Genomic DNA, 24,765 nt, shown 5'->3' with positions numbered 1-24,765 from the left:
GGCATGTATGGCATGGGGCGACCATGCAGAAGTCGCTCCGGACGGCGCTTTGCTGGTGAGCGACGACGCGACCGCAGCGATCTTTCGCGTCGCGCCGGGCTCTCGCCGATAAGTGTTTCGCTGCATCGAGGGCTGCGCTGGCCGCCGGCTCCAGGTTGCGACGCAGCGCCTATCCACCGTGCGTGCGGCGCAGGAGCGAGCGCGGAGGCGCCTCTCCGTTTCCCTCCGTTCGGTCGCGATAGAGGGCCGCGCGGGCGAGCAGCATGAGGGTGACCGGCGTCGTGACGATCATGAAAACGCCGATCAGGAGTTCATGCACCACGGGCCGGGAACCCAGCACCGAGAAGCAGACAATGGACGCGAGCCCGATCGCACCCGTCCCCCAGCTCGTGCCCAGCGTGGGTGCATGAACCCGCTCGAAGAACCTGCGAAAGCGCAATGTTCCGATGGCTCCGAGGAGTGTCAGCCCGGAACCGAGAAGGACCAAAAAGGCCGTCAGCAGGGCCGCCCAGGCGGGGAGGTTCTCGGCGTGGGTCATTCGATCACCTCGCCGCGCATGAKAAATTTGGCGAGCGCGATGCTCGATACGAAACCCAGTACTGCGATGATCAGGGCCGCCTCGAAATAGATCGCCCTTCCCGAGCGGATGCCGATCGTCAGCACCAGGAGCATGGCGGTAACGTACATGGCGTCCAGGCAGAGGACCCGGTCCTGCGYTCGCGGCCCCCGGATGACCCTGTAGGCGTAGCACCCCATGGCGACGACGAGCATGGCCTGGGCGGCCGTCACTGCCCACAGGAGGATCGCGGCCGTCATTCGAAGATGTCCATAAGCAGCGCCTCATAGCGGTTCTTGATCACGGCGATCCACTCGGCCTCGTCGGCGAGGTCGAGGACATGGAGCAGGAGCACGCCGGATTCGGGGGCATATTCGACCCAGGCGGTCCCCGGCGTGCTGGTAACGATGCATGCCAGCACCGCCAGCGCCGTCTTGTCGCGCAGGTCGAGCGGTATGGCGACGAAGCCCGCGACACGGTCGCGACGATCTCCGCGGATGATGATGCCGGCGACGGCGATGTTCGACTGCAGGATATCCAGCGTGACGATGCCCAGAAGCTTCGGAAGAAGCTGCCATCGCCTCAGCCGGGGCTTGGATGGATGGAGCGCCGCCATCGCAAGGGTGGCTCCGATCGCGACGACCGCCCCGACGAGGAATTGCCCGGTCGAGAAAGAGGTCAGCAGGAGCCACATCAGCAGCAGTGCCGCGGTCAGCAGCGGATAGGGGAGAAGGCGGTTCATTGCGCACCGCCCGGCGGATGACCCGTTCCCAGCACGCTCTGGATATAGGTCGACGGGGCGTGAAGCGAACGGGCCGCAGCCTCCGTGTAACTGAGCATCGGACCGCCCCACACGGCCAGGACCGTGCAGAGCGCCAGCAATGCGACGATCGGCGCGACCTCGACCATGACCACGCGCGGAACGAGTTCCTCAAGCGGCGCCCAGAAGATCCGGACACCGCTGCGCATCATGGCCACAAGGGTCGCAAGGCCCGACAGGATGACCAGCGCAACCAGCAGCCAAATGCGCCCCGGGATCTCGGCGAGAGAGCCGAGTCCGTCCGGATTCAACATGCCCGTCAGCATCGCGAACTTGGCGATGAACCCCGATAGCGGCGGCAAGCCCGCGAGCAGGAGCGCGACGCATCCAAACGAGACGCTGAGGATGGCGAGCGCCCCCGGTACGGTCACGCCGACCTCCTGATCCTCGTGCTCCTCGCTCTCGTCCGTCTCGTCGCCATACGCCTCCATGGTGACCGACAGCACGTCTGCCGCTGGTTCACGTGTCCGCTCGACCAGCTCGATCAGCAGGAAAAAGGCAGCGACGCTGAGGCTCGAACTGACGAGGTAGAACAAGGCGCCCGACACGACCGCAGTGTTGCCGATGCCGACGGCCGCGAGCAGAGTCCCCGAGGAGATCAGAACGCTGAAGCCCGCGAGCCGGCCCAGCGCCTGGGACGAAAGCACCCCGGATGTCGCGAAGAGGATCGTCGCCATCCCGCCCCAGAGCAGCACCGTCCCGCCGAAGCCCGCCGTGCCCCCGGCCTCGGGGGCAAAAAGCAGCAGGGAGAGGCGCAGAAGCACATAGGTGCCGACCTTGGTGAGCACGACGAAGATCGCGGCAACGGGGGCGGCCGCCGCCATATAGGCGGAAGGCAGCCAGAAGCAGAGCGGCCACATGCCGGCCTTGACCAGGAACGCGATGCCAAGGATCGCGGCGCCTGTGTGAAGGAGCGCCCGGTCCTCTGCGGACAGTCCCGGGAGGCGGACGGCGAGGTCTGCCATGTTCAGCGTTCCGGCGGTCCCATAGATCAGGCTGACGCCGATGAGGAAGAGAAGCGAAGCGGCCAGGTTGATCGCGATATAATGGAGGCCGGCTCGTACCCGGAACGCGCCCGATCCGTGCAGCAGCAGGCCGTAGGACGCCGCCAGCGTGACCTCGAAGAAGACGAAAAGATTGAAGAGGTCGCCCGTGAGGAACGCGCCTGCGAGCCCCATGAGCATGAACTGGAAGAGCGTGTGGAAATGCGGGCCGGCCCGGTGCCAGCGCGCCGTCGAGAAGACAAGCGCGGCGACCGCCAACGTGGATACGAGGGCGAGCATCAGCGCCGACAGCCGATCGAGCACGAGCACGATGGCGAACGGCGCCGGCCAGTTGGCGAGGGCATAGGATGAGGAGAGGGCGCCGCCTCCGTCGGCAACCCCGTCCGCCAGTCGCATCAGAACGATCGCGGTCACCAGGAGCAGCACGCCCGACGCAATGCTGAGACACGCCTTCAGTGTGTGGCGCAGCTCGTCGATCAGCAGGAGAGCCGCCCCCGTGATCAACGGGAGCAGGATCGGGACGATGAGAAGGTGTCTCGTCCAGTCCATCAGTTCGGCTCTCGCCCGTCGACGTGATCGTTGCGGGTCAGCCCACGGGCGACGAGCAGCACCACGAGGAGGAGGGCGGTCGTCGCAAAGCTGATCACGATCGCGGTGAGCACGAGCGCCTGCGGAACCGGGTCGGCCAGGTCCGCCGGATTGCCTGCACCGCCGGGTCCCAGCACGGGGGCTGCAGCGACCCGCAAACGGCCCATGCTGAAGATGAAAAGGTTCACCGCATAAGAGAGGAGCGAAAGGCCGATGACGAGCTGATACGTGCGCGGACGCAGGACCAGCCAGACTCCCGATCCGGTGAGCACGCCTATGGCGATCGCAAGCGTCAGTTCCATCGCTGGCGCTCCTCTTCGAGACGGGCCGCGCGCAGGCGGCGGATGGATTGATGGGCGATAGCGATCAGCATCAGGACCGTCGCCCCGACCACGACGCCGAACACGCCGAGATCGAACAGGGTCGCGCTCGCCAGAGGGACCTTCCCGACGATCGGCAGCTCCAGATACCGGAAATACGAGGTGAGGAAGGAATCGCCCAGGAGCATCGAGGCCGCTCCGGTGGACGCCGCAAGCAGGAGACCGCCGCCGATCCAGGCAACGGGAAGGATGCGCAGCCTGTCCTCGACCCAGATCGTCCCCGCCGCCATGTATTGCAGGATGAAGCCCGCCGCCATCGCGACGCCTGCGGCGAAGCCTCCTCCCGGAGCGTCATGACCGCGCAGGAAGAGATAGGCGGCCAGTACGATCACGACCGGGAACATCCACTGCATGATGACGGACGGCACGTAGAGATATTCCGCCTTGGTCGCTCCGACCTCCGTGTCCGGCTCAGCCTCGTCATTGGAGCGCTGGATGCGCTGCTGCTCGGGCCTCTCGATGCTGTCCGGTGCGGGGCGGAAACGCCGGAGCAGCGCGAAGACGGTCAGTGCCACGACGGCGAGGACCGTGATCTCGCCAAGCGTGTCGAAGCCGCGGAAATCGACGAGAATGACGTTGACGACATTCAGGCCGCCGCCTTCGCTATAGGCCTTCTCGACGAAGAATTTCGCGATCGAGTCCGGCGGCGTCCGCGTCATCACCGCGTAGGAGATCGCCGTCATGCCCAGGCCTGCGACGACGGCGATGGCAAGGTCCCGGAAGCGGCGCAGGCGCGGTTGCCAGCCCCTCGGTTCGGGCACGTCCTGCGAGCGCTTGGGCAGCCACCGCAGACCGAGCAGGATGAGCACCGTGGTCACGATCTCGACGACGAGCTGGGTGGCCGCAAGGTCCGGCGCAGAAAGCCAGACGAAGGTCAGGCAGGTCACGAGCCCTGTCCCGCCGAGCAGGGCAAGGGCCGCCAGCCGATGGAACTTGGCCTGATAGGCGGCTGCGACGGCGCAGATCATGCCGACGGACCAAAGGCCGGTGAAGGCGAAATCCGTCGTCCCATTGCCGGAAGGACCGAAGGAGAGGCCCGAAGCGAGCAGCGGGACGGTCCCTGCGGCGACAGCCACCGCCACCAGCAGGCGCATCTGGGGCTGAAGACGATTGGTGCCGAATGCGCCCTCGAACAGATGCGCCCATCGCCACGAAATCGCGACCATGACCCGCTCGAAGATGCGCTGTCCCTGAATCCGACCAAAAAGCGGGGGACGCTCGCAACGTTCGAGGTAAGCGCCGGCGACGCGATACAAAAGCACGCCAGCAACCAGCGCGACGATGCTCATCGCCAGGGGAAGATTGAAGCCGTGCCACAGAGCCAGGCTGTATTCCGGCGCGGCGCCGCCGAGCACGGACGACACCGCGACATGCAGGAACGGGCCGATGGTGTAGGCCGGGAAGATCCCGACGACGAGGCAGGCGACGACCAGGAACATGACCGGGAACCGCATCCAGAACGGCGGCTCGTGGGGTTCGCGGGGGAAGCTCTCGGGCGGCGCTCCCAGGAAGATCGAATGGATCAGCCGTAGGGAATAGGTCACAGCCAGGGCGCTGCCGAGCACGGCGGCGTAGGGGGCGGCGGTGTCCAGCCAGGAATCGGCGTGGGTCTCCACGGCTTCGGCGAAGAACATCTCCTTCGACAGGAAGCCGTTCAGCAGCGGTACGCCAGCCATGGCGGCGCAGGCCACCATGGCCAGCGTGCCGGTGATCGGCATGTACCGGAACAGTCCGGAGATCCGCCTCATATCGCGCGTGCCGGTCTCGTGGTCGATGATGCCGGCCGCCATGAACAGCGATGCCTTGAACGTCGCGTGGTTGAGCATGTGGAAGATGGCCGCGCCGGCGGCGAGCGGGCTGCCGAGGCTGAGCAGCAGCGTGATCAGGCCCAGATGGCTGATCGTGGAGTAGGCGAGAAGTCCCTTCAGGTCGTTCTGGAACATGGCGAGGTAAGCGCCGAGCACGAACGACGTCATTCCCGCGATGCCCAGGATCATGAACCATTCCGGCGTACCGGAGAGCACCGGCCACAGCCGCGCCATGAGGAAGACCCCGGCCTTGACCATGGTGGCCGAATGCAGGAACGCCGATACGGGCGTCGGCGCCGCCATGGCGTTGGGCAGCCAGAAATGAAAGGGAAACTGCGCGCTTTTCGTCAGCGTGCCGAGGAGGATCAGCAGGAGCGCCGGGACATATAGAGTGTGCGAACGGATGAGGTCGCCCGATCGGAGTACGTCGTCGAGGTCGTAGCTGCCGACGATATGACCGACGATCAGCACGCCACCTAGCAGAGCGAGGCCCCCCATGCCCGTGACCGTCATGGCCATGCGGGCGCCGTCGCGCGCTGCCTGGCTCTGCTGCCAGTAGCCGATCAGCAGGAAGGAAAAGATGCTGGTCAGTTCCCAGAACACGACCAGAAGCACCAGGTTGCCCGAAAGGACCACGCCCAGCATCGAGCCCGTGAATGCCAGAAAGAACAGATAGAAGCGCCGGACCGGATCGTCGGCKGACATGTAATACCGGGCGTACATGACGACCAGGAGGCCGATACCGCTGACGAGAGCCGCGAAGATCCAGGCGAAGCCATCCATCCTCAGCGTGAAGTTCAGTCCGAGAGACGGGATCCAGTCGATCTGATGCCGGAGGGCATCTCCGCCGCTCACGGATGGGTAGAGCGACAAGGTCATGATGAGGCAGGCCAGCAAGGTGAGACCGGTGATCCAGGTCACCGGTTCGCGGGAGGCCCCCGGGGACAGGACCACCGCCAGGCTGGCTACGAAAGGCAGAATGAGGATCAGCAGTAGCGGGGAAAGTTCCATCATTCTCCTTTGCCTGGGAGGCGTCGTCCGTTCTTAGGCCATCGAGGCTGATCCGCCAACGACGAGTGGATCGTGCGCGCATTCGAGGGGGCCAGCCCTCGGACGATCCCCGACGTCGTCACAGGGTCGACCGCCAAGACGTCGACCCATGGCGGCGCGCGAACGTCGGCCCCGATCATCGGGGCCCGATCGCCCACCGAAAGCCCAAGCACTGTGATGCCCAGAGGCGTGATCACCGATAACTCAGCGGGCGGCCACATTCCGTCTGCGGGATCGATCAAGCGTCGGCGTTCGGGCTGCCCCGTGCCCCCGACACGATAGGTGACGAAACCATCCAGCAGGACCGTTTGCTCCGGCATATCGTCCGCCTCACGCCACGCGGCGCGGTCCAGCTTGCGCAAAAGCGCGGACGCGAGCGGATGAATTTGCTCGCCGAGCAAATGCGCCAGCTCTTGCAGCCGCACATAATCGCTGGCCGGAAGCACGGTGACTGGTCGTTTCAATGCGCAAATCATGTTTGCCACCAGCGAGTTGCAGGCAGTCATGAGAGGAATGTCTGAATGGGTTGCCGCTCTGTGTGACCTGCGCAACCCGCGGTACGCGGGAATGCCAGCCTCTGCCCGGACCGGGCCGCGACGCAGCCGGGTCGGGGTCAGTCCCCTGTGATGGGGCACTCCCGCTCGAAGTGAAGAGTGAGGACGTCGATCCGCATATCACCTACGTGGAATGTCGCCGTGGGGAAGTCAAGGGAGCCGATATCGGACGTGAGTAAGTCATAACCGTCCCGTCAAATGATATTTGACGAGACGATGCTCTCGTGATGTCGATCTGCGGCGCTTTCTATTGCAAAGGTCATCCAAAAATATTCTTCTATAAGGCGATATTATTTTTTAAAACGCTGAGTTCTCGGCATCAGCAAGTTCACGACCCTCTCTCATCTCCAGAGGCATCTATTGTCGCGCGCCCTCGCGCGGAGAGGTGGCAATCGGCAACCGCCAACCATGTCTCATCGCCATGGAGCGAAGCCCGAGACATAAAGCCGCTCCGGCCAGGGCCGAGGCGCCATGGGAAAAACCAATTTGATCACCGATGACGACGATGGACGCGCCGGCGAGTGCCGCAACGGCATATAGATTCGATCGCAATACCTGTGGAATCTCAGCGAGAAGGACGTCGCGCGTCATGCCCCCGCCGATATCGGCCAACATCCGCGCGGGGATTGCCAATTGCCGCTGATGGTTGCGGCAATTCTTGGGCGAATCCCGCACCAGCAGTTATAGATGGCGTATTTCGGGAGTGGCCCGGAACGACAAGTGCGAGTGACCGATACAATGCTGATCAGCAACGCTTTCAAGACCTTCCTCCAGGAAGCGCCGGTGCATCAGAGCGTGTGGCTCGAGGCTGTGCAAAAACTCGGCGCGGCATCGCAGCTCGATCGGAAGACGGCCGCCTTGGTCTATATCGGCATTCTCGCAGCCGTTCGTTTGGAGAGCGGACTTGCTTTCCACGTCGCCGAAGCGAAAGCGTTCGGCGCGAGCAGAGAAGAGGTGATCAGCGCGATTCTCGCAGGGATGCCCGCCGTCGGTAATATCGTGATCCAAGCTCTACCGGTGGCGCTCGAAGCTTTTGATCAGGCCGTGCCAAATTCGGTGGGTCATTCCGAGGGGTAATGATGGTTTCCAAAATCGGAACCCTGGACACGTGAGGAGCTTGAGAAGCTCAAGTTGCTCGCCGAGACGGGCATCGCACTGAAGGCGATTTCAAAAGCGACGACTCGCAGAATGGCCAATCAAGTCAGGGGCGGCGGCAGACATCAGTATTGTCTGCTGCCGAAATTTACCGGGTGCGGACGTCTTGAATGCCGGCGGGACAATTAGCCATTCCGAAGCTCATGGTGCAGCTCTGCAGGGCTCAGCGCCGCGAGACCGAGCGCCGGCAGGAGGTCGTTCTCGGCCCGGAAATCACGAGCGGCGATTGCGTCGAACAGGGCAATCCCGGCTTGATGGACCGGCAGGKGCAGTCCGCAGATCGCACCGAGGAATTCGAGGGGAACCAGGCCGAACGGCACATCCTCGGTGATGAAGCGCGTATCGAGCGTCTTGGGCCCGGCCAGCTCCGGCCGCAGGCGATAGACCGCTGCAGCCATGTCTCCGACCGGGCCGGGCTCGACGCCAAAGGACAGCGCATAATGCTCCTGCACGCTGCGCACGCTGAGGCCGAAGGCGTTGGCCAGGGCCAGCCTTTCAGTGTCGAGAGCCTCGATGATGCGCCCGACCCCGGAGGTGATCGAGCCGTAATTCGGCCAGTCCTCGCCGCGTTCCGCCCGCGTCAAATTGCCGAGCATGTTGGCCATATGCGCGGGCGGATTGAGGTTGCTGAGCATGATCGCCAGCAGGTCCTCGCGCGGCTGGAAGCGATGCCCGAACAGTGCTTCGCAGAGTGCCAGTCCGGCTGCGCTATGCCGAACGGGCAGGGTGGCGACGTCCAGCCGCTTGCGGATGCCGGAGACATGCACGCTGCGGGGGCCGCTCTTCCGAGCGGTCAGGGCCGTGGTCGCCCAGGCGGCGATCGGAAGCTCCAATCCGCGCTGCTCCAGCAGGCGATGCAGATAGAGCGCCGCAAACGAGCAATGGGCGCTGAAGATGACGGCCTGACCTTCTCGCAGATGCGCCGCGAGTGCATCGCACACCTTGCGGAAACCGTTGGCCTGCACGGCGATGATCACCGCATCCGCGCCGGCCACGGCCTCGGCGCAGCTCCGTGCCACGGCGAGCGGAAACTCCCCTTCGATCTTACCCGTCACGGACAGCAGCGCCGCCCCTGCGAATTCGGCCTGGGCCGCCCCGCTCGGCGACAAGAGCACGGGGTGGTGGCCATGGGTCGACAGGTAGGCGGCATAGCCGCGCCCGATTCCGCCCGAGCCGATGATGGCGACACGCATCTGATTATTCCAATGTGATCGAATGAAACGAGACGGCCCGGCCCATGCCTGTGCCGGGCGCGGATGGGCATGGAAGATCGGCAGCGCGATCCCAAGCCGCGTGGAAACCAGCCTCGGCGTTGACCTTCAGAGCCGAAACCCATTCTTCTGGCGGCAGGGATTCGCGCCGGCCCGCTCCKGACGGAGCGCTGGAAGGCAACGAGGCGAGGCGATGAAGCGGCCCCTGCAGCTCAGGCAAATCGAGGCCTTCAAGGCCGTCGTGGAGACGGGATCGGTGACGGCGGCCGCCAATGTCCTCGGCATCTCGCAGCCCTCCGTCAGCAAGCTCATCTCCCATCTCGAAGAGGATGCGGGCCTGCAGTTGTTCGAGCGCCTGCGCGGGCGCCTGGTCCCTTCGGAGAGGGGCATCCGCCTCTACGAGGAGGTCGACAGGACCTTCGCAGGCTTGCGGCAGATCGAGCGCGCCATCGATTCCATCCAGCGCGAAGACATCGGCCAATTGTCCGTCGGCGTGCTTCCGGCCTTGACGGGCCACCTGACGCAGCAGGCCACCAGCCGGTTCCTCGCGAAGCATCCGGACGCCTATGTGTCGATCCTGGGCCGCAGCTCGCAGGTCGTGATCGACTGGCTCGTCAGACGGCAGATCGATGTCGGCATCGTCAGCGCGCCGATGGAGAACCCGTATCTGAATGCGGTTCCGCTGACGACGCATCCGCTCGTCTGCATCATGCCGCGCGGCCATAGCCTCGCCAGCAAGCATGTCGTCACTCCTCAGGATATCGCGGGGACTCCGTTCATCGCCCTGGCGTCGGAGAACAAGACGAGGGTGCAGATCGAAGCCAGGCTGGCCGAGCACCGCGTCCAGCCCCGTATCGTTGCCGATGCGAACCTGACCGGCACGATCTGCGAGCTCGTCGCCTCGGGGCTGGGGATCTCGATCCTCGATCCGGTGTTCGCCCACGCGGTCCGTGACCGCGTGGAGATCCGGCGCCTTTCCTTCAAGATCGAGACCGACCTTTGGCTCTGTTACCCACGCGAGGCGCGAAACAAGATCTTCGTGGAGACCTTCCTTCGCGTTGCGCAGGAGGCGATCGCGGCCATGATGGGCGAGGTCTTCAACGTTCTGCCAGGGTCGTGACCTCGGTGATCGGCAGCGACAGGTTCAAGGCGCCCTTGAGCGGATAGCCATAGTCGACCTTGCTGCTGCGCCCCCAGACCTGGAGGATGTCGTTGATCGGCACCGAGCAGACATCCTCGTGGATCTTGCGCTGCGCCTCATGCCAGAGGGCGATCTGCTTCGCCTGATCGGGCTCGTGCCTCGCGGCGTCGATCTCGGCATCGGCGACCGCGCAATGGGAGAAATTGGCCACCGCAGTCGGTTTGCCCACCGCCGATTTCGAGGCGTAGAATTCCGACAGATAGGTATCGGCCACCGGGAAGCGGGCCGCGCCGTAAAAGACCAGGGCGCTCGCATTCTTGCGGATCTGGTCGTGATAGGTCGGATGGTCGACCACGTTGAGCTCAAGTTTGATGCCGACCTTGGCCAACTGGGCCTGGATGATCTCCATGGCCGGCAGATGGGCCGAGATGTTGGAGGTGGTCGCCCGGATCGTGACGCCGTTGGGATGTCCCGCTTCCTTCAGCAGGGCGGCCGCCTTGGCCGGATCGAACGTGTAGGCACCATAGGAGCAATCCGAGCCGAGATAGCCGTCCGGCACGACCGAGCAGCCGCGCGGGCCGACATCGACGCCGACGAAGCGCTCGATCTGGGCCGTGTCGATGGCATGGGCGAGTGCCTGCCGCACGCGAAGGTCGTCCAGCGGCGCGACCGTGCGGTTGATGTGGAGGGTGCGGTATTCGCCAGGCCGGAAGATGTCGACGACGACATTACCGCGACGGCGGGCCTGATCGACCCATTTCTGCTCGCGCTTGGCGTAGAAGATGTCGAGCTCGCCCGAGGAATAGGCCAGTTCGCGGCTGCTGTCGGACGGGATGAAGCGGTAGTCGATGCCGTCGATCTTCGGCTGGCCGCGGAAATAGGCCGTGTTGGCGGCGAGCTTCACGCGCTGCTGCGTGATGTGCTCGACGAAGCTGAACGGCCCGGTGCCGACGGGGCTGGTGGCGAAGCGGTTGCCCAGCGCCTCGACCGCCTTGCGGCTGACGATGTATCCGCCGCGATAATTGCTGACCAGATTGAGGAAAGACGCGTCCGGCTCGCGCAGCGTGACCTTCACTGTATGGCTATCGAGGGCCTCGACGCCGACCATATTGGCGAGGCTTGCCGCGAAGGTGGAGGTGTCGCGGCTGGCGGCGCGTTTCAGCGAGAAGGCCACGTCGTCGGCCGTCAGCTCGCCCCAGTCGCCATGGAACTTGACGTTGCGGCGCAAGTGGAACGTCCAGGCCGTCTTGTCGTCCGAGGCCTCCCAGCGCTCGGCAAGGTCGGGTTCGAGATCGGCGGAGTCCGCACTGCCGGGCTTGAAGCGGACCAGGCCGTTGAAGATCCATGCGACGACGGACTGATCCGTCGTCGACACGGCGCGGTGCGGGTCCAGCGTCGCGATGTCCGTGCCGTTGGGGCTGATGCGCAGCACGGCGGCCTGAGAGGGGGCCTGCAAGGGCGCGACCGAGAAGGCTGCGGCCGTCGCCAGCGTCACGGCCATGATCCGGGCTTTCATTCCTGTCGTCCTCCTAGGTCTTGCAATGGGTGCCGCCGGTCGCCGGGCGCGGTTCTTCTGCGTGGCGGCTTCGGTCATCGGGACTGGGTCCGTGGGTCGGAGGCATCGCGCAGGGCGTCGCCGAGCAGATTGAGCGCCAGCACGGTCACCAGGATGGCCAGGCTCGGAAACACCGCGAGCCACCAAGCGTCGAGGATGTTCTCGAAGCCCTCGCGGATCATGCCGCCCCAGGTCGCGGTGGGCGGGGGAACGCCGAGCCCGATGAAGCTGAGGGACGCCTCCGTGCGGATCGCCGACGCCAGCCAGAGCGAGCTCATCACGACCACGTCCGACATCATGTTCGGCAGGATATGGCGCGTCATGATCCGGACCGGTCCGCAGCCATAGGAGCGGCAGGCCTCGACGAAATCGCGCTCGCGCAGCGAGATGGTCGGAGCCCGCGCGACCCGGGCAAAGGGCGCGATCTCGGTGACCGCGATCGCGATGATCAGGTTTTCCAGGCTGGCGCCCAGCATGGCGGCGATCATCAGGCCAAGCAGCAGGGTCGGGAAGGCGAGCATGACATCGAGCACGCCCATCACGATCTGATCGAACAGGCCGCCGATATAGCCGGAAATCACGCCGATCGTCGTCCCGACCAGCATGGCGACCAGGATCGCGGCGAAGCCGACGAAGAGCGAGACCCTTGCCCCGTAGATCAGGCGGGACAGGACATCGCGGCCAAAGCTGTCGGTGCCGAGCCAGTATTCGGCGGAGGGCGGTTCGAGGCGGGCGGCGATGTTCTGTTCGAGCGGGTCGTAAGGCGCGAGCCAGGGGGCGAGCAGCGCGACCAGGACGATCAGCGCCAGCAGGGCGAGCCCGATCCAGGCCAGCCTGTTCTGCGAGAGCGCCAGCCACAGGCGGCCGGGCCTGCTTTCCAGGGAAGGAGCCGCAGCGGCGCTCATGAGTATTTCACCCTGGGATCGACGAGGCCATAGGCCAGGTCCGTCAGCGTGTTCACGGCGATGACGCAGATGGCGAAGATGATCATCAGCCCCTGAAGCAGCGTGTAGTCGCGCGAGTTGAGAGCGCCGAGGATCAGCTTCCCCAGCCCGGGGCGGTTGAAGATGATCTCGGTCAGGACCGAATTGCCGATCAGGGTGCCGAAATAGAGACCGACCACGGTGATGATCGGGATCAGGCTGTTGCGCAGCGCGTGCCGGGCGACGAGCCGGACCGGGCCGACTCCTTTGGCGCGGGCGGTGCGGATGTAATCCTCGGTGAGGACACCCAGCATCGCAGCGCGCGTCACCCGCATGACATAGGCGGTCATGATCAACCCGAGATTGAGCGCCGGCAGCGCCAGGCCCCGCAGGTGCTCGGCGAAGCTCTGACGGCCGCCGGAACCGCCGAGCACGGGGAACCAGCCGAGCTGGATCGCGAATACGATCAGCATCAGGATGCCGGAGACGAAGGCGGGAAAGGACAGGCCGATCAGCGAGACGACGCGTGAGACGTAGTCGAGCCAGCCGTTGCGGCTCAGTGCCGCCGCCACGCCCAGAGGCAGGCCGAAGAGGAGGCCGATCACGATCGCGGCTGCCGTCAGCTCGATCGTCGACGGCAGCACCTGCCTGACTTCCTCGATGACGCTGCGACCGCTGCTCAACGACTGGCCGAGATCGCCGCGGGCGACGTTAAGCAGGAACGAGACGTATTGGACGTAGACCGGCTGGTCGAGACCGAGCTTCGCCCGGAGCGCGGCGAGCGAGGCCGCACTGGCCTGGTCGCCGAGAACGACCTGCGCGGCATCGCCGGGAACCATCCGGACGAGGACGAAGATCGCCGTCAACATGACCAGCAACGTCGGGATGGCGAACAGCAGGCGCCTGAGGACGAAGCCCGTCATGGCGATGGATCGATCTCGGTCGAAGGCTGCGACCTGGTGGAAAACAGCGGTCCGCGCCCCGGTCGCGAGAGCAAGGCCACGTCTTGAATCGCTCCGATGGTGCCCGGAAAATGCATGAGGCTTAGCGGCCCGGCCCATCGGGAAGAACACGCCCTTGGCGCATGCCCGTTCGTGATCAGCGGTTCCAAAATCGATCCATACCTGAGCTTGCACCGTGTCAGCGAACTTTGGAGGGGAGTCGATTATTCGTCAAAGTCGTTTTTCTGCCTAAGCCATTCTGCAAAGCTATGGCATCCGCGCGGTGTCTTCTGCCTTGGCGGCCACTCTCCACATCAGCCGGATCGTGATTCAGCGTGTCCGGCCGGGCCACAGTGGAACCCGGCCATCCCCGTTCGATTGCCAAGCGCGAATCGACGACATGTGGCAGATTGGGACGGCTTCTTCCGCCGACCAGGATTTTTGGCTCCGTTTCCATGACCCGCGACATCGCTGCGCGACGGCATCGCATCATCCTCGACAGTCTCGAACGACAGGAATCGATCAGCGTCGAGGAACTGGCCCTGTCGCTCGACGTCTCCCGCGAGACGATCCGGCGCGACCTCAAGGCCTTGTCGGCCGAGGGGCTGCTCGCTGTCGTTCATGGCGGAGCGATCCGGGCCGAGCGTTCGGAAGCCTCCTTCGCCAGCCGCCGGACCGTGAACCGCGCAGGCAAGGACCTGATCGCCATGCTCGCCGCCTCCATGCTGGGCGACGGCATGACCATTCTGCTCGATTCCGGCACCACGACCGAGGCCGTGGTGCGCGCGCTGGCGCGGTCGGACCGGAAGCGGCTGGTCGTGCATACCACCTCGCTCGAGAATGCGCGGCTGGCCAGCCGGCTGCCGGGCGCCCGCGTCTTCCTGATCGGTGGCGAATTCGACCCCAACGAGGATGCGACCTCGGGCACGGAGGCCCTGCGGGCGATCGGGCGCCTTTCGGCGGATGTCTCCTTCGTCAGCGTTGGCGGTGTCGACATGGAAGGGCGGCTGACCGACTACACGCGCGCCGGAGCGGCCATCCGAAGCGCTCTCCTGAACGCGGCGGAGCAAGGCTTCCTGATGGCCGACAGCAGCAAGTTCGGCCTCGTCCTTCCCAGCCGGATCGGCGGCGACGAGGCTTGCGCGGGACTGCTGGTCGACCGGCTTCCGCCGGACCCGATCGCGGCGAACCTGACCAGGAACGGAGTGCGCCTGCTCGTTTCCTGATTTTGCCCGTTTTGTGGTTTTTTGTTGTTTTGTGGATTTTGCCTGCTAGGCTGCCTCCATCGCGGAGGCGCTCATGTCCATTCCCACCCACTCTCGTGTCATCATCATCGGCGGCGGTATCGTCGGCTGCTCCGTCGCCTATCATCTGACCAAGCTCGGCTGGCGCGATGTGCTCCTGCTCGAGCAGGGGCGCCTGTCCTCGGGCACCACCTGGCACGCGGCCGGCCTGGTCGGGCAGCTGCGCAGCCAGTCGAGCATGACGCGCCTGATCCGCTATTCCACCGAGCTCTACGCTTCGCTCGAGCAGGAGACCGAGCTCGCCACCGGCTGGAAACGCTGCGGCTCGGTTTCGGTCGCTCGCACGCCCGAACGCATGACACAGCTGCGCCGGACCATTTCGGCGGCGCGCGCTCAAGGCGTGGAGATCGAGGAGCTGAGCCCGAAGGAGGCCGGCGAGAAATGGCYGGTGATGCGCACCGACGATCTCGTCGGCGGCGTCTGGCTCCCCGGCGACGGCAAGGCGAACCCGTCCGACATCACCCAGGCGCTGGCGCGCGGCGCCCGTAGCCGCGGCGCAATCGTGCGCGAGGGGATCCGCGTGACCGGCATCGAGACGGAGAAGGGCCGGGTGAGGGCGGTGCAGACCGATCAGGGCCGGGTCGAATGCGAGGTCCTGGTCATCTGCGCGGGACAATGGTCACGCGCGGTCGGGCAGATGTGCGGCGTGTCCGTGCCACTGCATTCGGCCGAGCACATGTACATCGTCACCGGCAAAATCGAGGGCGTGACGCCGGACCTGCCGGTGATGCGCGATCCCGATGGCTACACCTACTACAAGGAGGAGGTCGGCGGCCTGGTGATGGGCGGCTTCGAGCCCGACGCGAAACCCTGGGGCATGGACGGCATCCCCTATCCGTTCGAGTTCCAGCTCCTGCCCGATGACTGGGACCAGTTCGCCATCCTGATGGAAAACGCGCTGCAGCGCGTGCCGGCCCTGGAGACGGCCGAGATCAAGACCTTCCTCAACGGTCCCGAGAGCTTCACGCCGGACAACAATTTCCTTCTGGGCGAGGCTCCGGAAGTGGCGGGTGTCTATATCGGCGCCGGCTTCAACTCGATGGGGATCGCCTCTGCCGGCGGCGCCGGCAGCGCGCTGGCCGAATGGATCGTCGCGGGCGAGGCCACGAGCGATCTCTGGCCCGTCGACATTCGCCGGTTCGCGAGCTTCAACAACAATCCGGCCTGGCTGAAGGATCGCATCAAGGAGACGCTTGGCCTTCACTACGCCATGCCCTGGCCGAACCGCGAACTCGATACCGCAAGGCCCTTCCGCCGCTCGCCGCTCTATGAGCGCCTGGCCGCCAAACAGGCTGTCTTCGGCTCCAAGATGGGGTGGGAACGCGCGAATTATTTCGCCCGCACCGAGGATGAGCGCAGGATCAGCTATTCCTTCGGGCAGCAGAACTGGTTCGAAACGGTCGCCGCGGAGCATCGAGCCTGCCGCGAGACGGCGGGGCTTGTGGACATGAGCAGCTTCGCCAAATTCCTGCTGCAGGGTCCGCAGGCCGAAGCGGCCTTGCAGCGCCTCTCCGCCAACGATGTCGCGGTTCCCGTGGGCAGCTCGGTCTACACGGCCTTGCTCAATGCGCGCGGCACCTTCGAGAGCGACCTCACGGCCGCCCGCATCGCGCCCGACACCTACCTGCTCCTGACCGGCACCGCCCAGGCGACGCGCGACGCGCACTGGATCAGGCGCCAGCTCCCGGAGGGAGCGACGCTGACGGACGTGACATCGGCCTATGCCGTGCTCTCGCTGGCCGGCCCGAAGGTCGTCGAGATCCTCGCTCGCGTCTCGCCCGTCTCCTTCGATCCCGTCGATTTCCCCGCCAACGCGATCCGGCAGATCACCATCGGCTATGCCACGACCTGGGCTTGCCGCCGCTCCTATCTGGGGGAGGGCTTCGAACTCTACGTGCCCGCGGAATTCGCAGCCGCGATCTACGATCTGCTGCACGAGGCCGGCGCCGATCTCGGGCTTGTCGATGTCGGATACTATGCGGTCGACTCGCTGCGCATCGAGAAGGGCTTCCGCGCCTGGGGACGCGAGCTGACGCCCGACATCAATCCCTACGAGGCCGGCCTCGGCTTCGCGGTGAAGCTGAACAAGGGCGATTTCATCGGCCGCGACGCCCTCACCATTGCCCGCGCGGCGCCGCGCACCAAGCGGCTGGTCGCGCTTGTCGGCCCCCGTCCGAACGGTCAGATGGCCTGGGGCGGCGAGGCGATCCTGGCCGATGGCAGGCCGGTCGGCGAGATCACCTCCGCGGCCTTCGGCGCAACCCTCGGCGGAATCGTCGCACTCGGCTGGGCCCAAAGTCACGAGCCGATCGACCAGGCCTGGCTCGACGCGCGCAACTGGACGATCGATCTCGCGGGCACGGCGATCCCCGTGACGGCGAGCCTCGCCGCACCGCTCGACCGCGGGCAGGCGCGCGGAGCCTGAAGGGATGACCGATCTCACGCCGCTCGCCCCCGCCATTCCCAGGGATATCGTCCTGCGCAAGCCAGCCCGTGTCCTCAACCTCGCCTGCGAGGATCGGCCGGGAATCGTGCATGCCGTCAGCGGCGTGCTCTATCGGCACGGCTGCAACATCCTGGAAAGCGCGCAGTTCAGCGATCCGCGCGACGCTCGCTTCTTCATGCGCGTCGCCTTCGCCGCCGGCGACCGCTTCGACGACACGGCGTTCCGGCGTGAGTTCGACGGCGTGGCCGGCACCTTCCAGATGAGCTGGGACGCGGTCGATACGGCCCGTCCGGCCCGCGTCCTGCTGATGGTGTCACGCTTCGGCCATTGCCTGAACGACCTGCTCTTCCGCCAGGCGACGGGGAACCTCAACATCACGATTCCCGCGATCGTCTCGAACCACCGGGATTTCGAGCCGCTGGCGCAGAATTACGGCATCCCGTTCCACTATCTGCCGGTCACGGCGGAGACCAAGGCAGAGCAGGAGGCAAGGCTGCTGGAGTTGGTGGCGCAGACCGATGCGTCGCTGGTCGTGCTCGCCCGCTATATGCAGGTGCTCTCCAACGATCTCTGCCGCGCGCTCGACGGACGGGCGATCAACATCCACCATTCCTTCCTGCCGAGCTTCAAGGGCGCCAAGCCCTACCATCAGGCCTATGATCGCGGCGTGAAGCTGATCGGCGCGACGGCCCATTACGTCACCCCGGATCTCGACGAAGGCCCGATCATCGACCAGGACGTCGCGCGCGCCGATCATTCGCTGGCTCCCGACGATCTCGTCAGCGTCGGGCGCGACATCGAGGCGGTCGTCCTGGCGCGTGCGCTGCGCCTGCATATCGAGCGGCGGGTGATGCTGGCCGGCCGGCGGACCGTCATTTTTCGCTAGAGCGTCGGCCCGAAAGGTGGATTGCGGTTTTCGGGGCAAAGCCGATGCAAAGACAAAGGGTTAGATCATCGGGCTGGATACGATGTCCGGTCCGATGATCTAGAGCGTTTCCGGTGAAAATCGGATTCACCTGCAATCCCTTAGCCCTTTGTCTTCACGCAATTCCGGAGGCAAAGCCGCGACGCAGTCTTGGTGGCATTGCTCCAGGAGCCCCCCATCACGCCCGTTCCGGGCGTCGGCGGTCCGGTAACGGTCACCATGCTGCTGGTGAACACGGTGGAGTGCGGGAGCAGGATGATTTCATCGCACCCGAAGAGTGGGCAAGCCGCAAGTGCGCTCACTCGGCCGCCCGCATCAGGCGGCTTCCCATCAGGGCTCCCCGCTGTTCGAGAAGTCCGTGCACGGTGGCGGCGATATGGGCGTCGATGCGCTTCAGATCGCGCGCGATATCAAGCTGGAGCGCGCTGACGATCACCGCTTCGCGGCTGCCGGTGCGCATCTCGGCGAGATGGGCCTCGATCGCTTCCCGCTCCAGTTCGCGGAAGGTTTCCTTCTCGCGCACGATCCGGCGCGCGGTGGCTTCGTCCTGCGAGATGAAGACCGTGAGCGCCAGGCGCAGGTGATCGCGCAACCGGTCATGGGTATCGGCGATGCGGGCAAGCGCGTCCTCGGGCAACCGGCGCTGGTCGCGGATGCGCTTGCCGGCCATCTGCATCAGGTTCTTCTCGATGATGTCGCCGATATGCTCGAGATTGATCGCCAATGTCAGCACCTCCGAGAGCCGGTGCTCGTCGGATTGCGACAGCGTCTCATGCGCGATCGCGCCGACATAGAGCTGGATCTGGTTATAGAGGTTGTCGAGCACGTCGTCGGCACGGCTGACCTCGGCCACCCGGGCCGGATCGTCGCCCTCGAACGCCATCAGCGACGTCTTCAGCATCCCGTCGACGACATCGGCCATATGCAGCACCTCGCGGGTCGCATTGGCGAGCGCGAGCGTCGGCGTGGTGAGCGCTGCGGCATCGAGATAGCGCGGGCGCGAGGGGTCGGCTTCCGGCGCGGGATCGGGCAGCAGGCGTGTCAGAATGCCCGCGAAAGCCGGCAGCGGGACAAGGAAGAGCACAGCCATCACGATGTTGAAGGCAAGGTGGAACAGCGCCGCCGATTGCGCCGGATGGCTCGCGAACCGCTCCACGACCGGTGTCAGCACGGGCAGAAGCAGCAGGCCGGCCGTGCAGCCCAGGATGCGGTTGGCGAGGTTGCCCACCGGCACGCGCCTGGCCGCGGCATTCCCGTTCATGGCCTGAACCAGGGGATTGAGCGCCGTGCCGAGATTGCAGCCCATCACCATCGCCAGCATGGTCTGGGTTCCCACGACCCCGGTCGCGGCAAGGCTCATCACGACCAGAATCGCCGCAAGCGAGGAATGGGCGGCAAAGCTGAGCACCGCGGCCAGGAGCAGGGCGATCAGCGGATCGCCCGAGAGCGCGCCGAGAACCGCGCGCAGCACCTGCGAGTGCTCGACCGGCGCCATGGTGGCCTGCATCAGGCGAAGCGACAGCAGCATCAGGCCCAGCCCGAACAGCGCCTTCGCCATTTCATTGGCGGCCAACCGGCCGAAGCGGCGCATGCCGAGATAGCCGACGAGGAGCAGGAGCGGCACCATCATGCTGGTGTCGAAGCCGACGAACTGGACGATCAGCGTCGTCCCGACATTGGCGCCGAGCATCATCGCCAGGGCCGGCGCCAGCGCGATCAAACCGGCGCCGGAGAACGAGGCGATCATCATCGCGGTCGCCGTGCTGGATTGCAGGCCGGCCGTCACCATGAGACCCGCGCCGAAGGCCCGCCAGCGACTGTCGAGACCTGTCGCCAGCAACGCGCGCAAGCGGCTGCCGAAGGCGGCCGAAACGCCTGCCGTCACCAACTGCACGCTCCAGAGCAGCAGGGCGACCTCGCCGGCGAGCGCGAGCAGGATCTGGGTTGGCGTCTGCGCTGCCATGATCACGTTCTCCCGCGCGCCGCTAAACCATCGGCCCGAAAAGTGGATTGCAGTTTTCGGGAAGGCCGATGCGAACACAGAAAGGCTGGATCATCKGCCCGAAAAGTGGATTGCTGTTTTCGGGAAAGCCGATGCGCCACAGAAGGCTGGATCATCGGACCGGATACGATATCCGGCCCGATGATCTAGCGTTGCCGCCAGTGCTGCAGGCGGCCGAAGACCAGGCGGTCGAGGCCGGCATGGGCGAGTTTCACGGCAATGGCCGTGAACATGATGATGCTTGCCATGCCCGCCGCCGACGCCATGGCGCCGGCCTCATCCATATGGACGATCGCGATCGAGGCGAGCTTGGTGTCGGCGCCATAGAGGAAGATCACGGCGGAGACCGTGGTCAATGCGTTGACGAAGACATAGACCGCGATGTCGAGGATAGCCGGCATGCAGATCGGCGCCGTCACCCGGCGGAACGTCGACCAGAACGGCACCTTGAGCGAGGCGGAAACCGACTCGAACTCGCTGTCGAGCTGCTTCAGGCTCGTCAGCGCCGTGATGTGCCCGACCGTGTAGAAATGGGCGATGGTGTTGATCACGAGGATCGTCAGCGTCCCGTACAGGAAGCCGAGCGGATTCCAGCCCGCATTGAAGAAGAAGACATAGCCCAGGCCGAGCACCAGGCCGGGCACGGCCATCGGCAGCATGGCCAGGAACTGGGCGAAGGCGCGCAGCCGCGGGTAGAGCTTCACCTTCTCGATCAGATAGGCGCCGGTGAAGATCAGTGCCGTGCCGATCACCGCCGTCAGGGACGCGAGCAGCAACGAGTTGGCATAGGTCTTCCAGCCATCCGGCTCGACCGCGGCGAAGTTGTAATTGCTCAAGGTCAGGGACAGGTTGTAGGGCCAATACTTGACGAAGGAGCCCCAGAAGGCGATCGCGTAGGGGCTGACGATCGCGAAGGCGATCACGCCGACGAAGCTGAGCAGGGCGAGATCGCGGCGCCGGTCAGGGCGCGGCACATAGGGAACGGCGCGGGCCGAGAGCATGGCGCCCTGGCGCCGCTGCACCACGCGGTCGACGAAGAAGGCCAGCACCGCCGGCACCAGCAGGATGATGCCGACCACGGCGCCCATCGGGAAATTCTGCTGGCCGACGACCTGCTTGTAGGCGTCGGTCGCCAGCACGTTGAACTGCCCGCCGATCACCTTGGGAATGCCGAAATCGGTGATGACCAGCGTGAAGACGACGAAGACCGCGCTGATCACGCCGTAGCGCGCGCCGGGAAGGGTGATCGTCCGGAAAATGCGCCAGCGCGAGGTGCCCATCGCGTCGGCCGCTTCGCGCAGCCGGCCGTCCGAAAGGGCGAGCGCCGTGACGAGGATCAGCATGGCGTGCGGAAAGCTGTAGAGCGTCTCCGCCGCGATGATGCCGACCGGGCCGTAGAGCGAGGCGCCCATCATCCAGGACTTGAGCAGCCCCTGGTTGCCGAAGACATAGATCAGCGCGAGGCCCGACAGCAGGGACGGCGCGAAGACAGGGATCATCGCCGCCGCATAGAAGACGCCCTTGGCGGGAATGCAGCTGCGGCGCAGCGCATAGGCGTAGAGGAAGGCGAGGGGCACCACGATGACCGTGGTCGCGCTGGCGACCGCGAGGCTGTTGAGCAGCGAGAAGAACAGCGTCGGCGTCGTCGCATAGCTGACGAAATTCGCCAGGCCGACGAAGTTCCCGTGCGTATCCTCGAGACTCTTGGAGAGCAGCGCCCAGAGCGGCAGGGCGATGATCAGGACCAGCACCGCGCAGAGCGCGACGATCAGGACCCCGGCGACATGGCGCTCGCTGATCCGCACCGGCGATACCTTCACGGACGCATCGATCATCGTCAGCCGTGGTGCGAGGTCGCTCATCGTGCGCCCCCCGCAAAGACATGCAGGGCCTCGGGCGGAAAAGCGACGGTGCAGACCTGTCCCGCCGTGATGCCGAGATCGCGCATCGCATTGGTCGAGAAATCGGCCGCGATCCGGGTCGAACGGGAGCTGGTCGGCTCGAGATGCGCCCGGCAGTAGGAGCCGAGGAAAGCCAGATCCCCGATCCGCGCCTCGAAGCGGTTGGGCGTATCCTCGCCGATGCTGCGGGTGCGAACCTCCTCCGGTCGCATGGCCAGCCGCACCGGCGTCCCCACGGCGAAGGGGGTGGCATTGGCGACGAGCAGGTCGAGCTCGTCGACACGGACCCGGCCCGGCCCGGTCACGATCGCATCCATGAAGGTCATGTGCCCGACGAAGTCGGCGACGAAGGGCGTGGCGGGGCGCCGGTAGATCTCTTCGGGCGTGCCGATCTGCTCGACCTCACCGTCCCGCATCACGACGATGCGGTCGGCCATCGCGAGCGCCTCCTCCTGGTCATGCGTCACCATGATCGTGGTCACGCCGAGCCGCTGCTGCAGCGAGCGCATTTCGTCGCGCAGGCGCACCCTGACCTTGGCGTCGAGGGCCGAAAGCGGTTCGTCGAGCAGCAGCAGCTCCGGCGAGGTGGCAAGCGCGCGCGCCAGCGCCACGCGCTGCTGCTGGCCGCCCGAAAGCTGGACCGGGTATTTCTTGCCCTGCTCCGGCAGGCCGACGAGCGTCAGCAGCTCCTCGACGCGGCGCGCGATCTCGGCAGACGAGCGACGCCGGTTGACCAGGCCGTAGCCGATATTGTCGGTGACGGTGAGATTGGGGAAGAGCGCATAGGACTGGAAGACGATGCCGAAGTCGCGCTCCGACGGGCTGGCCCGCGACACGTCGCGCCCGCCCATGAGGATGGTGCCGCCATCCTGCTGGTCGAGGCCGGCGATGGCCCGCAGCAATGTCGTCTTGCCGCAGCCCGACGGTCCGAGAAAGCAGACGAACTCGCCGCGGCGGATGTCGAGATCGATATCGTGCAACGCCCGGAACGCGCCGTAATTCTTGGCGAGGTCGCGGATCGAGAGGAACGGGGGCGCAGTCGTGGACATGATGCCGACCTTCATCTGAACAGGCAGTGATCAGGCTCGCCGGCAACGGCGAGGCCGCACTCTTGCGTGGTGCACGGACTTGCTTCGTGCACGGACTTGCGTCTTGCACAGACCATGCCGCCGGCCGCTCGCGCGGGCCGGCGGCGTGGCAAAGGCTCAGTTCTTCGGCGCCGACTTCGACTCGTAGCGCTTCGACCATTCGGCGAGCACGCGCTCGCGATTATCGGCCATCCAGCTCAGGTCGTTCTTGATCATCCCCGCCTCGGCATTGACGGGATAGTTGGCCGGCTTGTTCTCGACACCCGGTGCAGCCACGATGGCGTAGGTCTGCGAGTAGAGCTCGTTCGCCGCCTTGGTCGTCGACCAGTCGGCGATCTTCTTGGAGACGGCGAGGTTCTTGCTGCCCTTGACGATGGCGCTGGCTTCCATTTCCCAGCCCACGCCCTCCTTCGGAATCACGACCTCGATCGGTGCGCCCTTGGTTTTCTCGGAGGCGCCGCGCATGTCGAGCGCCAGACCGATGGTGCGCTCGCCGCGGGCTGCCTGGACGCAAGGGGCGGAACCGGAATGGAGATAGGCGCCGATATTCTCGTGCAGCCCGTCCATGAACTTCCAGCCTTCGGCTTCGCCCATGCTCTGCAGCCAGCCGGCGACCATCAGATAGCCGGTGCCGGAGGAGGCCGGATGGGGCATCACGATCTTGCCCTTGAACGCCGGGTTGAGCAGGTCCTTCCACGAGGCCGGCACGGGCACGCCCTTGGCCTCGGCCGTATTGTAGCACACGACGCCGAGATAGGCGTCCATGCCGGTCCAAGTATAGGGGCTGTTGGGATCGCGGAAGACCGGCTTCAGCGCATCGGCGCCGGCCGGCTTGTAGGTTTCCAGCAGCCCGGCCTTCTCGAACATCAGCAGGCTGGACGCCGCGAGCCCCATCACCATATCCGCCCGCGGATTGTCCTTTTCGGCCAGGAAGCGGGCGGTGATGACGCCGGTGGAGTCGCGGACCCAGACCACCTCCGCGTCCGGCACGGCCTTCTCGATCGAGGCCTTGAACGGTCCGAGCTGGTCGTTCTCCAGTGCTGTGTAGATCGTTACCTTCGTCTTCTGCGCCAGGGCGACGCCGGGCAGTGCGAGCGCGAATGCCCCGATGACGCAGGAAGCAAGCCAGTTCTTCATCTTCTCATCCCCTCGTGGTGATCGATTAGAGCGCTCTTTCGGCGTTTTCCCCTGAGATCGTAAAACACAGGCGGATCGCTCCGCCTGTGCTGGTCTTCTTCGTCATGCGGTCCAGGGCAGGGACCAGGTCTTGACGTTGGTGAAGCTCTTCATGGCTTCGACGACGCCCTCCTTGTAGCCGAGGCCTGAATCCTTGATGCCGCCGAAGGGCGACATCTCGATGCGGTAGCCGGGAACCTCCCAGAGGTTGACGGTGCCGACCTCGAGCTCCGCGAC

The 24,765-nt window shown here is 65.5% G+C and carries 22 protein-coding genes; 5 read left to right on the top strand and 17 right to left on the bottom strand.

From position 1 onward, the window contains the following. Nucleotides 1-169: 169 nt before the first annotated feature. The 8 genes from mnhG to AC1DIO_RS19215 all read right to left on the bottom strand — a co-directional run bounded on the left by mnhG (nt 170) and on the right by AC1DIO_RS19215 (nt 7,351). Complete coding sequence (gene mnhG / locus AC1DIO_RS19250) at nt 170-538, bottom strand: monovalent cation/H(+) antiporter subunit G (RefSeq protein WP_441507389.1); 369 nt, start codon at nt 536-538, stop codon at nt 170-172. Then, nucleotides 535-816 carry a K+/H+ antiporter subunit F gene (locus tag AC1DIO_RS19245; RefSeq protein ID WP_476853908.1) on the bottom strand — a complete coding sequence of 94 codons (282 nt, stop codon included), beginning with the start codon at nt 814-816 and terminating at the stop codon, nt 535-537. Before AC1DIO_RS19245 ends, mnhG begins: the two co-directional genes overlap by 4 nt. Beyond that, nucleotides 813-1,298 (bottom strand): Na+/H+ antiporter subunit E, encoded by a 486-nt coding sequence (locus tag AC1DIO_RS19240; protein WP_441507391.1) that lies wholly within the window; start codon nt 1,296-1,298, stop codon nt 813-815. Before AC1DIO_RS19240 ends, AC1DIO_RS19245 begins: the two co-directional genes overlap by 4 nt. Next, nucleotides 1,295-2,932 (bottom strand): monovalent cation/H+ antiporter subunit D, encoded by a 1,638-nt coding sequence (locus AC1DIO_RS19235; RefSeq protein ID WP_441507405.1) that lies wholly within the window; start codon nt 2,930-2,932, stop codon nt 1,295-1,297. Before AC1DIO_RS19235 ends, AC1DIO_RS19240 begins: the two co-directional genes overlap by 4 nt. Further along, entirely contained in the window at nt 2,929-3,270 is a 342-nt protein-coding gene (locus AC1DIO_RS19230) for a Na+/H+ antiporter subunit C (protein ID WP_441491350.1), read from the bottom strand. The genes AC1DIO_RS19235 and AC1DIO_RS19230 overlap by 4 nt, the downstream gene beginning before the upstream one ends. Further along, nucleotides 3,261-6,167 (bottom strand): monovalent cation/H+ antiporter subunit A, encoded by a 2,907-nt coding sequence (locus tag AC1DIO_RS19225; protein WP_441507406.1) that lies wholly within the window; start codon nt 6,165-6,167, stop codon nt 3,261-3,263. The genes AC1DIO_RS19230 and AC1DIO_RS19225 overlap by 10 nt, the downstream gene beginning before the upstream one ends. Further along, nucleotides 6,167-6,712, bottom strand: a complete 546-nt coding sequence (locus AC1DIO_RS19220) for a GreA/GreB family elongation factor (RefSeq protein WP_441507392.1) — start codon at nt 6,710-6,712, stop codon at nt 6,167-6,169. Before AC1DIO_RS19220 ends, AC1DIO_RS19225 begins: the two co-directional genes overlap by 1 nt. A 405-nt stretch (nt 6,713-7,117) precedes the next feature. Further along, nucleotides 7,118-7,351: a TRIC cation channel family protein gene (locus AC1DIO_RS19215; RefSeq protein WP_476775936.1), complete on the bottom strand. Its 234-nt coding sequence runs from the start codon at nt 7,349-7,351 to the stop codon at nt 7,118-7,120. Between the two features lie 147 nt (nt 7,352-7,498). Here AC1DIO_RS19215 and AC1DIO_RS19210 point away from each other — a divergent pair, with 147 nt between their 5' ends. Then, complete coding sequence (locus AC1DIO_RS19210) at nt 7,499-7,837, top strand: carboxymuconolactone decarboxylase family protein (protein WP_441507394.1); 339 nt, start codon at nt 7,499-7,501, stop codon at nt 7,835-7,837. Between the two features lie 203 nt (nt 7,838-8,040). On the opposite strand, the gene AC1DIO_RS19205 is transcribed toward AC1DIO_RS19210, so the two are convergent. After that, nucleotides 8,041-9,108, bottom strand: coding sequence for an NAD/NADP octopine/nopaline dehydrogenase family protein (locus AC1DIO_RS19205; protein WP_476853907.1), 1,068 nt, complete (start codon nt 9,106-9,108; stop codon nt 8,041-8,043). 211 nt (nt 9,109-9,319) lie between these two features. On the opposite strand from AC1DIO_RS19205, the gene AC1DIO_RS19200 reads away from it, so the two are divergent. Next, the gene (locus AC1DIO_RS19200; protein WP_441507396.1) at nt 9,320-10,246 is read left to right on the top strand and encodes a LysR substrate-binding domain-containing protein; all 927 of its coding nucleotides are present in this window, start codon (nt 9,320-9,322) and stop codon (nt 10,244-10,246) included. Here the strand turns inward: AC1DIO_RS19200 and AC1DIO_RS19195 are convergent. The 3 genes from AC1DIO_RS19195 to AC1DIO_RS19185 form a co-directional block, all read right to left on the bottom strand. After that, nucleotides 10,224-11,783, bottom strand: a complete 1,560-nt coding sequence (locus tag AC1DIO_RS19195) for an ABC transporter substrate-binding protein (RefSeq protein ID WP_476775934.1) — start codon at nt 11,781-11,783, stop codon at nt 10,224-10,226. The two genes, AC1DIO_RS19200 and AC1DIO_RS19195, sit on opposite strands and share 23 nt — an antisense overlap. 74 nt (nt 11,784-11,857) lie before the next feature. Continuing rightward, on the bottom strand, nt 11,858-12,727 hold the full coding sequence (locus AC1DIO_RS19190) for an ABC transporter permease (protein ID WP_441507398.1): 870 nt from the start codon (nt 12,725-12,727) through the stop codon (nt 11,858-11,860). Then, nucleotides 12,724-13,668, bottom strand: a complete 945-nt coding sequence (locus AC1DIO_RS19185) for an ABC transporter permease (RefSeq protein WP_476853906.1) — start codon at nt 13,666-13,668, stop codon at nt 12,724-12,726. The genes AC1DIO_RS19190 and AC1DIO_RS19185 overlap by 4 nt, the downstream gene beginning before the upstream one ends. A 473-nt stretch (nt 13,669-14,141) precedes the next feature. Here AC1DIO_RS19185 and AC1DIO_RS19180 point away from each other — a divergent pair, with 473 nt between their 5' ends. The 3 genes from AC1DIO_RS19180 (at nt 14,142) to purU (ending at nt 18,322) form a co-directional block, all read left to right on the top strand. Continuing rightward, nucleotides 14,142-14,912: a DeoR/GlpR family DNA-binding transcription regulator gene (locus AC1DIO_RS19180; protein ID WP_441507400.1), complete on the top strand. Its 771-nt coding sequence runs from the start codon at nt 14,142-14,144 to the stop codon at nt 14,910-14,912. 73 nt (nt 14,913-14,985) lie between these two features. Then, the gene (locus AC1DIO_RS19175; protein ID WP_476853905.1) at nt 14,986-17,415 is read left to right on the top strand and encodes a GcvT family protein; all 2,430 of its coding nucleotides are present in this window, start codon (nt 14,986-14,988) and stop codon (nt 17,413-17,415) included. A gap of 4 nt (nt 17,416-17,419) precedes the next feature. Continuing rightward, nucleotides 17,420-18,322, top strand: coding sequence for a formyltetrahydrofolate deformylase (gene purU / locus AC1DIO_RS19170; RefSeq protein ID WP_476853904.1), 903 nt, complete (start codon nt 17,420-17,422; stop codon nt 18,320-18,322). A 337-nt stretch (nt 18,323-18,659) separates the two neighbouring features. Here purU and AC1DIO_RS19165 read toward each other — a convergent pair whose 3' ends face one another. The 5 genes from AC1DIO_RS19165 to AC1DIO_RS19145 all read right to left on the bottom strand — a co-directional run. After that, nucleotides 18,660-20,324: a Na/Pi cotransporter family protein gene (locus AC1DIO_RS19165; protein WP_441509088.1), complete on the bottom strand. Its 1,665-nt coding sequence runs from the start codon at nt 20,322-20,324 to the stop codon at nt 18,660-18,662. A 185-nt stretch (nt 20,325-20,509) separates the two neighbouring features. Continuing rightward, nucleotides 20,510-22,225 carry a putative 2-aminoethylphosphonate ABC transporter permease subunit gene (locus AC1DIO_RS19160; RefSeq protein WP_476853903.1) on the bottom strand — a complete coding sequence of 572 codons (1,716 nt, stop codon included), beginning with the start codon at nt 22,223-22,225 and terminating at the stop codon, nt 20,510-20,512. Then, entirely contained in the window at nt 22,222-23,313 is a 1,092-nt protein-coding gene (locus AC1DIO_RS19155) for a putative 2-aminoethylphosphonate ABC transporter ATP-binding protein (RefSeq protein ID WP_441491356.1), read from the bottom strand. The genes AC1DIO_RS19160 and AC1DIO_RS19155 overlap by 4 nt, the downstream gene beginning before the upstream one ends. 156 nt (nt 23,314-23,469) lie before the next feature. After that, nucleotides 23,470-24,489: a putative 2-aminoethylphosphonate ABC transporter substrate-binding protein gene (locus AC1DIO_RS19150; protein ID WP_441509085.1), complete on the bottom strand. Its 1,020-nt coding sequence runs from the start codon at nt 24,487-24,489 to the stop codon at nt 23,470-23,472. Nucleotides 24,490-24,591: 102 nt separating this feature from the next. Next, nucleotides 24,592-24,765, bottom strand: a 174-nt coding sequence (locus AC1DIO_RS19145; RefSeq protein ID WP_476853973.1) for an aldehyde dehydrogenase family protein, incomplete at its 5' end; no start/stop codon positions are given.

The organism is Allobosea sp. 05T439 (genome assembly GCF_056396005.1).
This window is presented reverse-complemented; position numbering and strand designations above follow the sequence as displayed.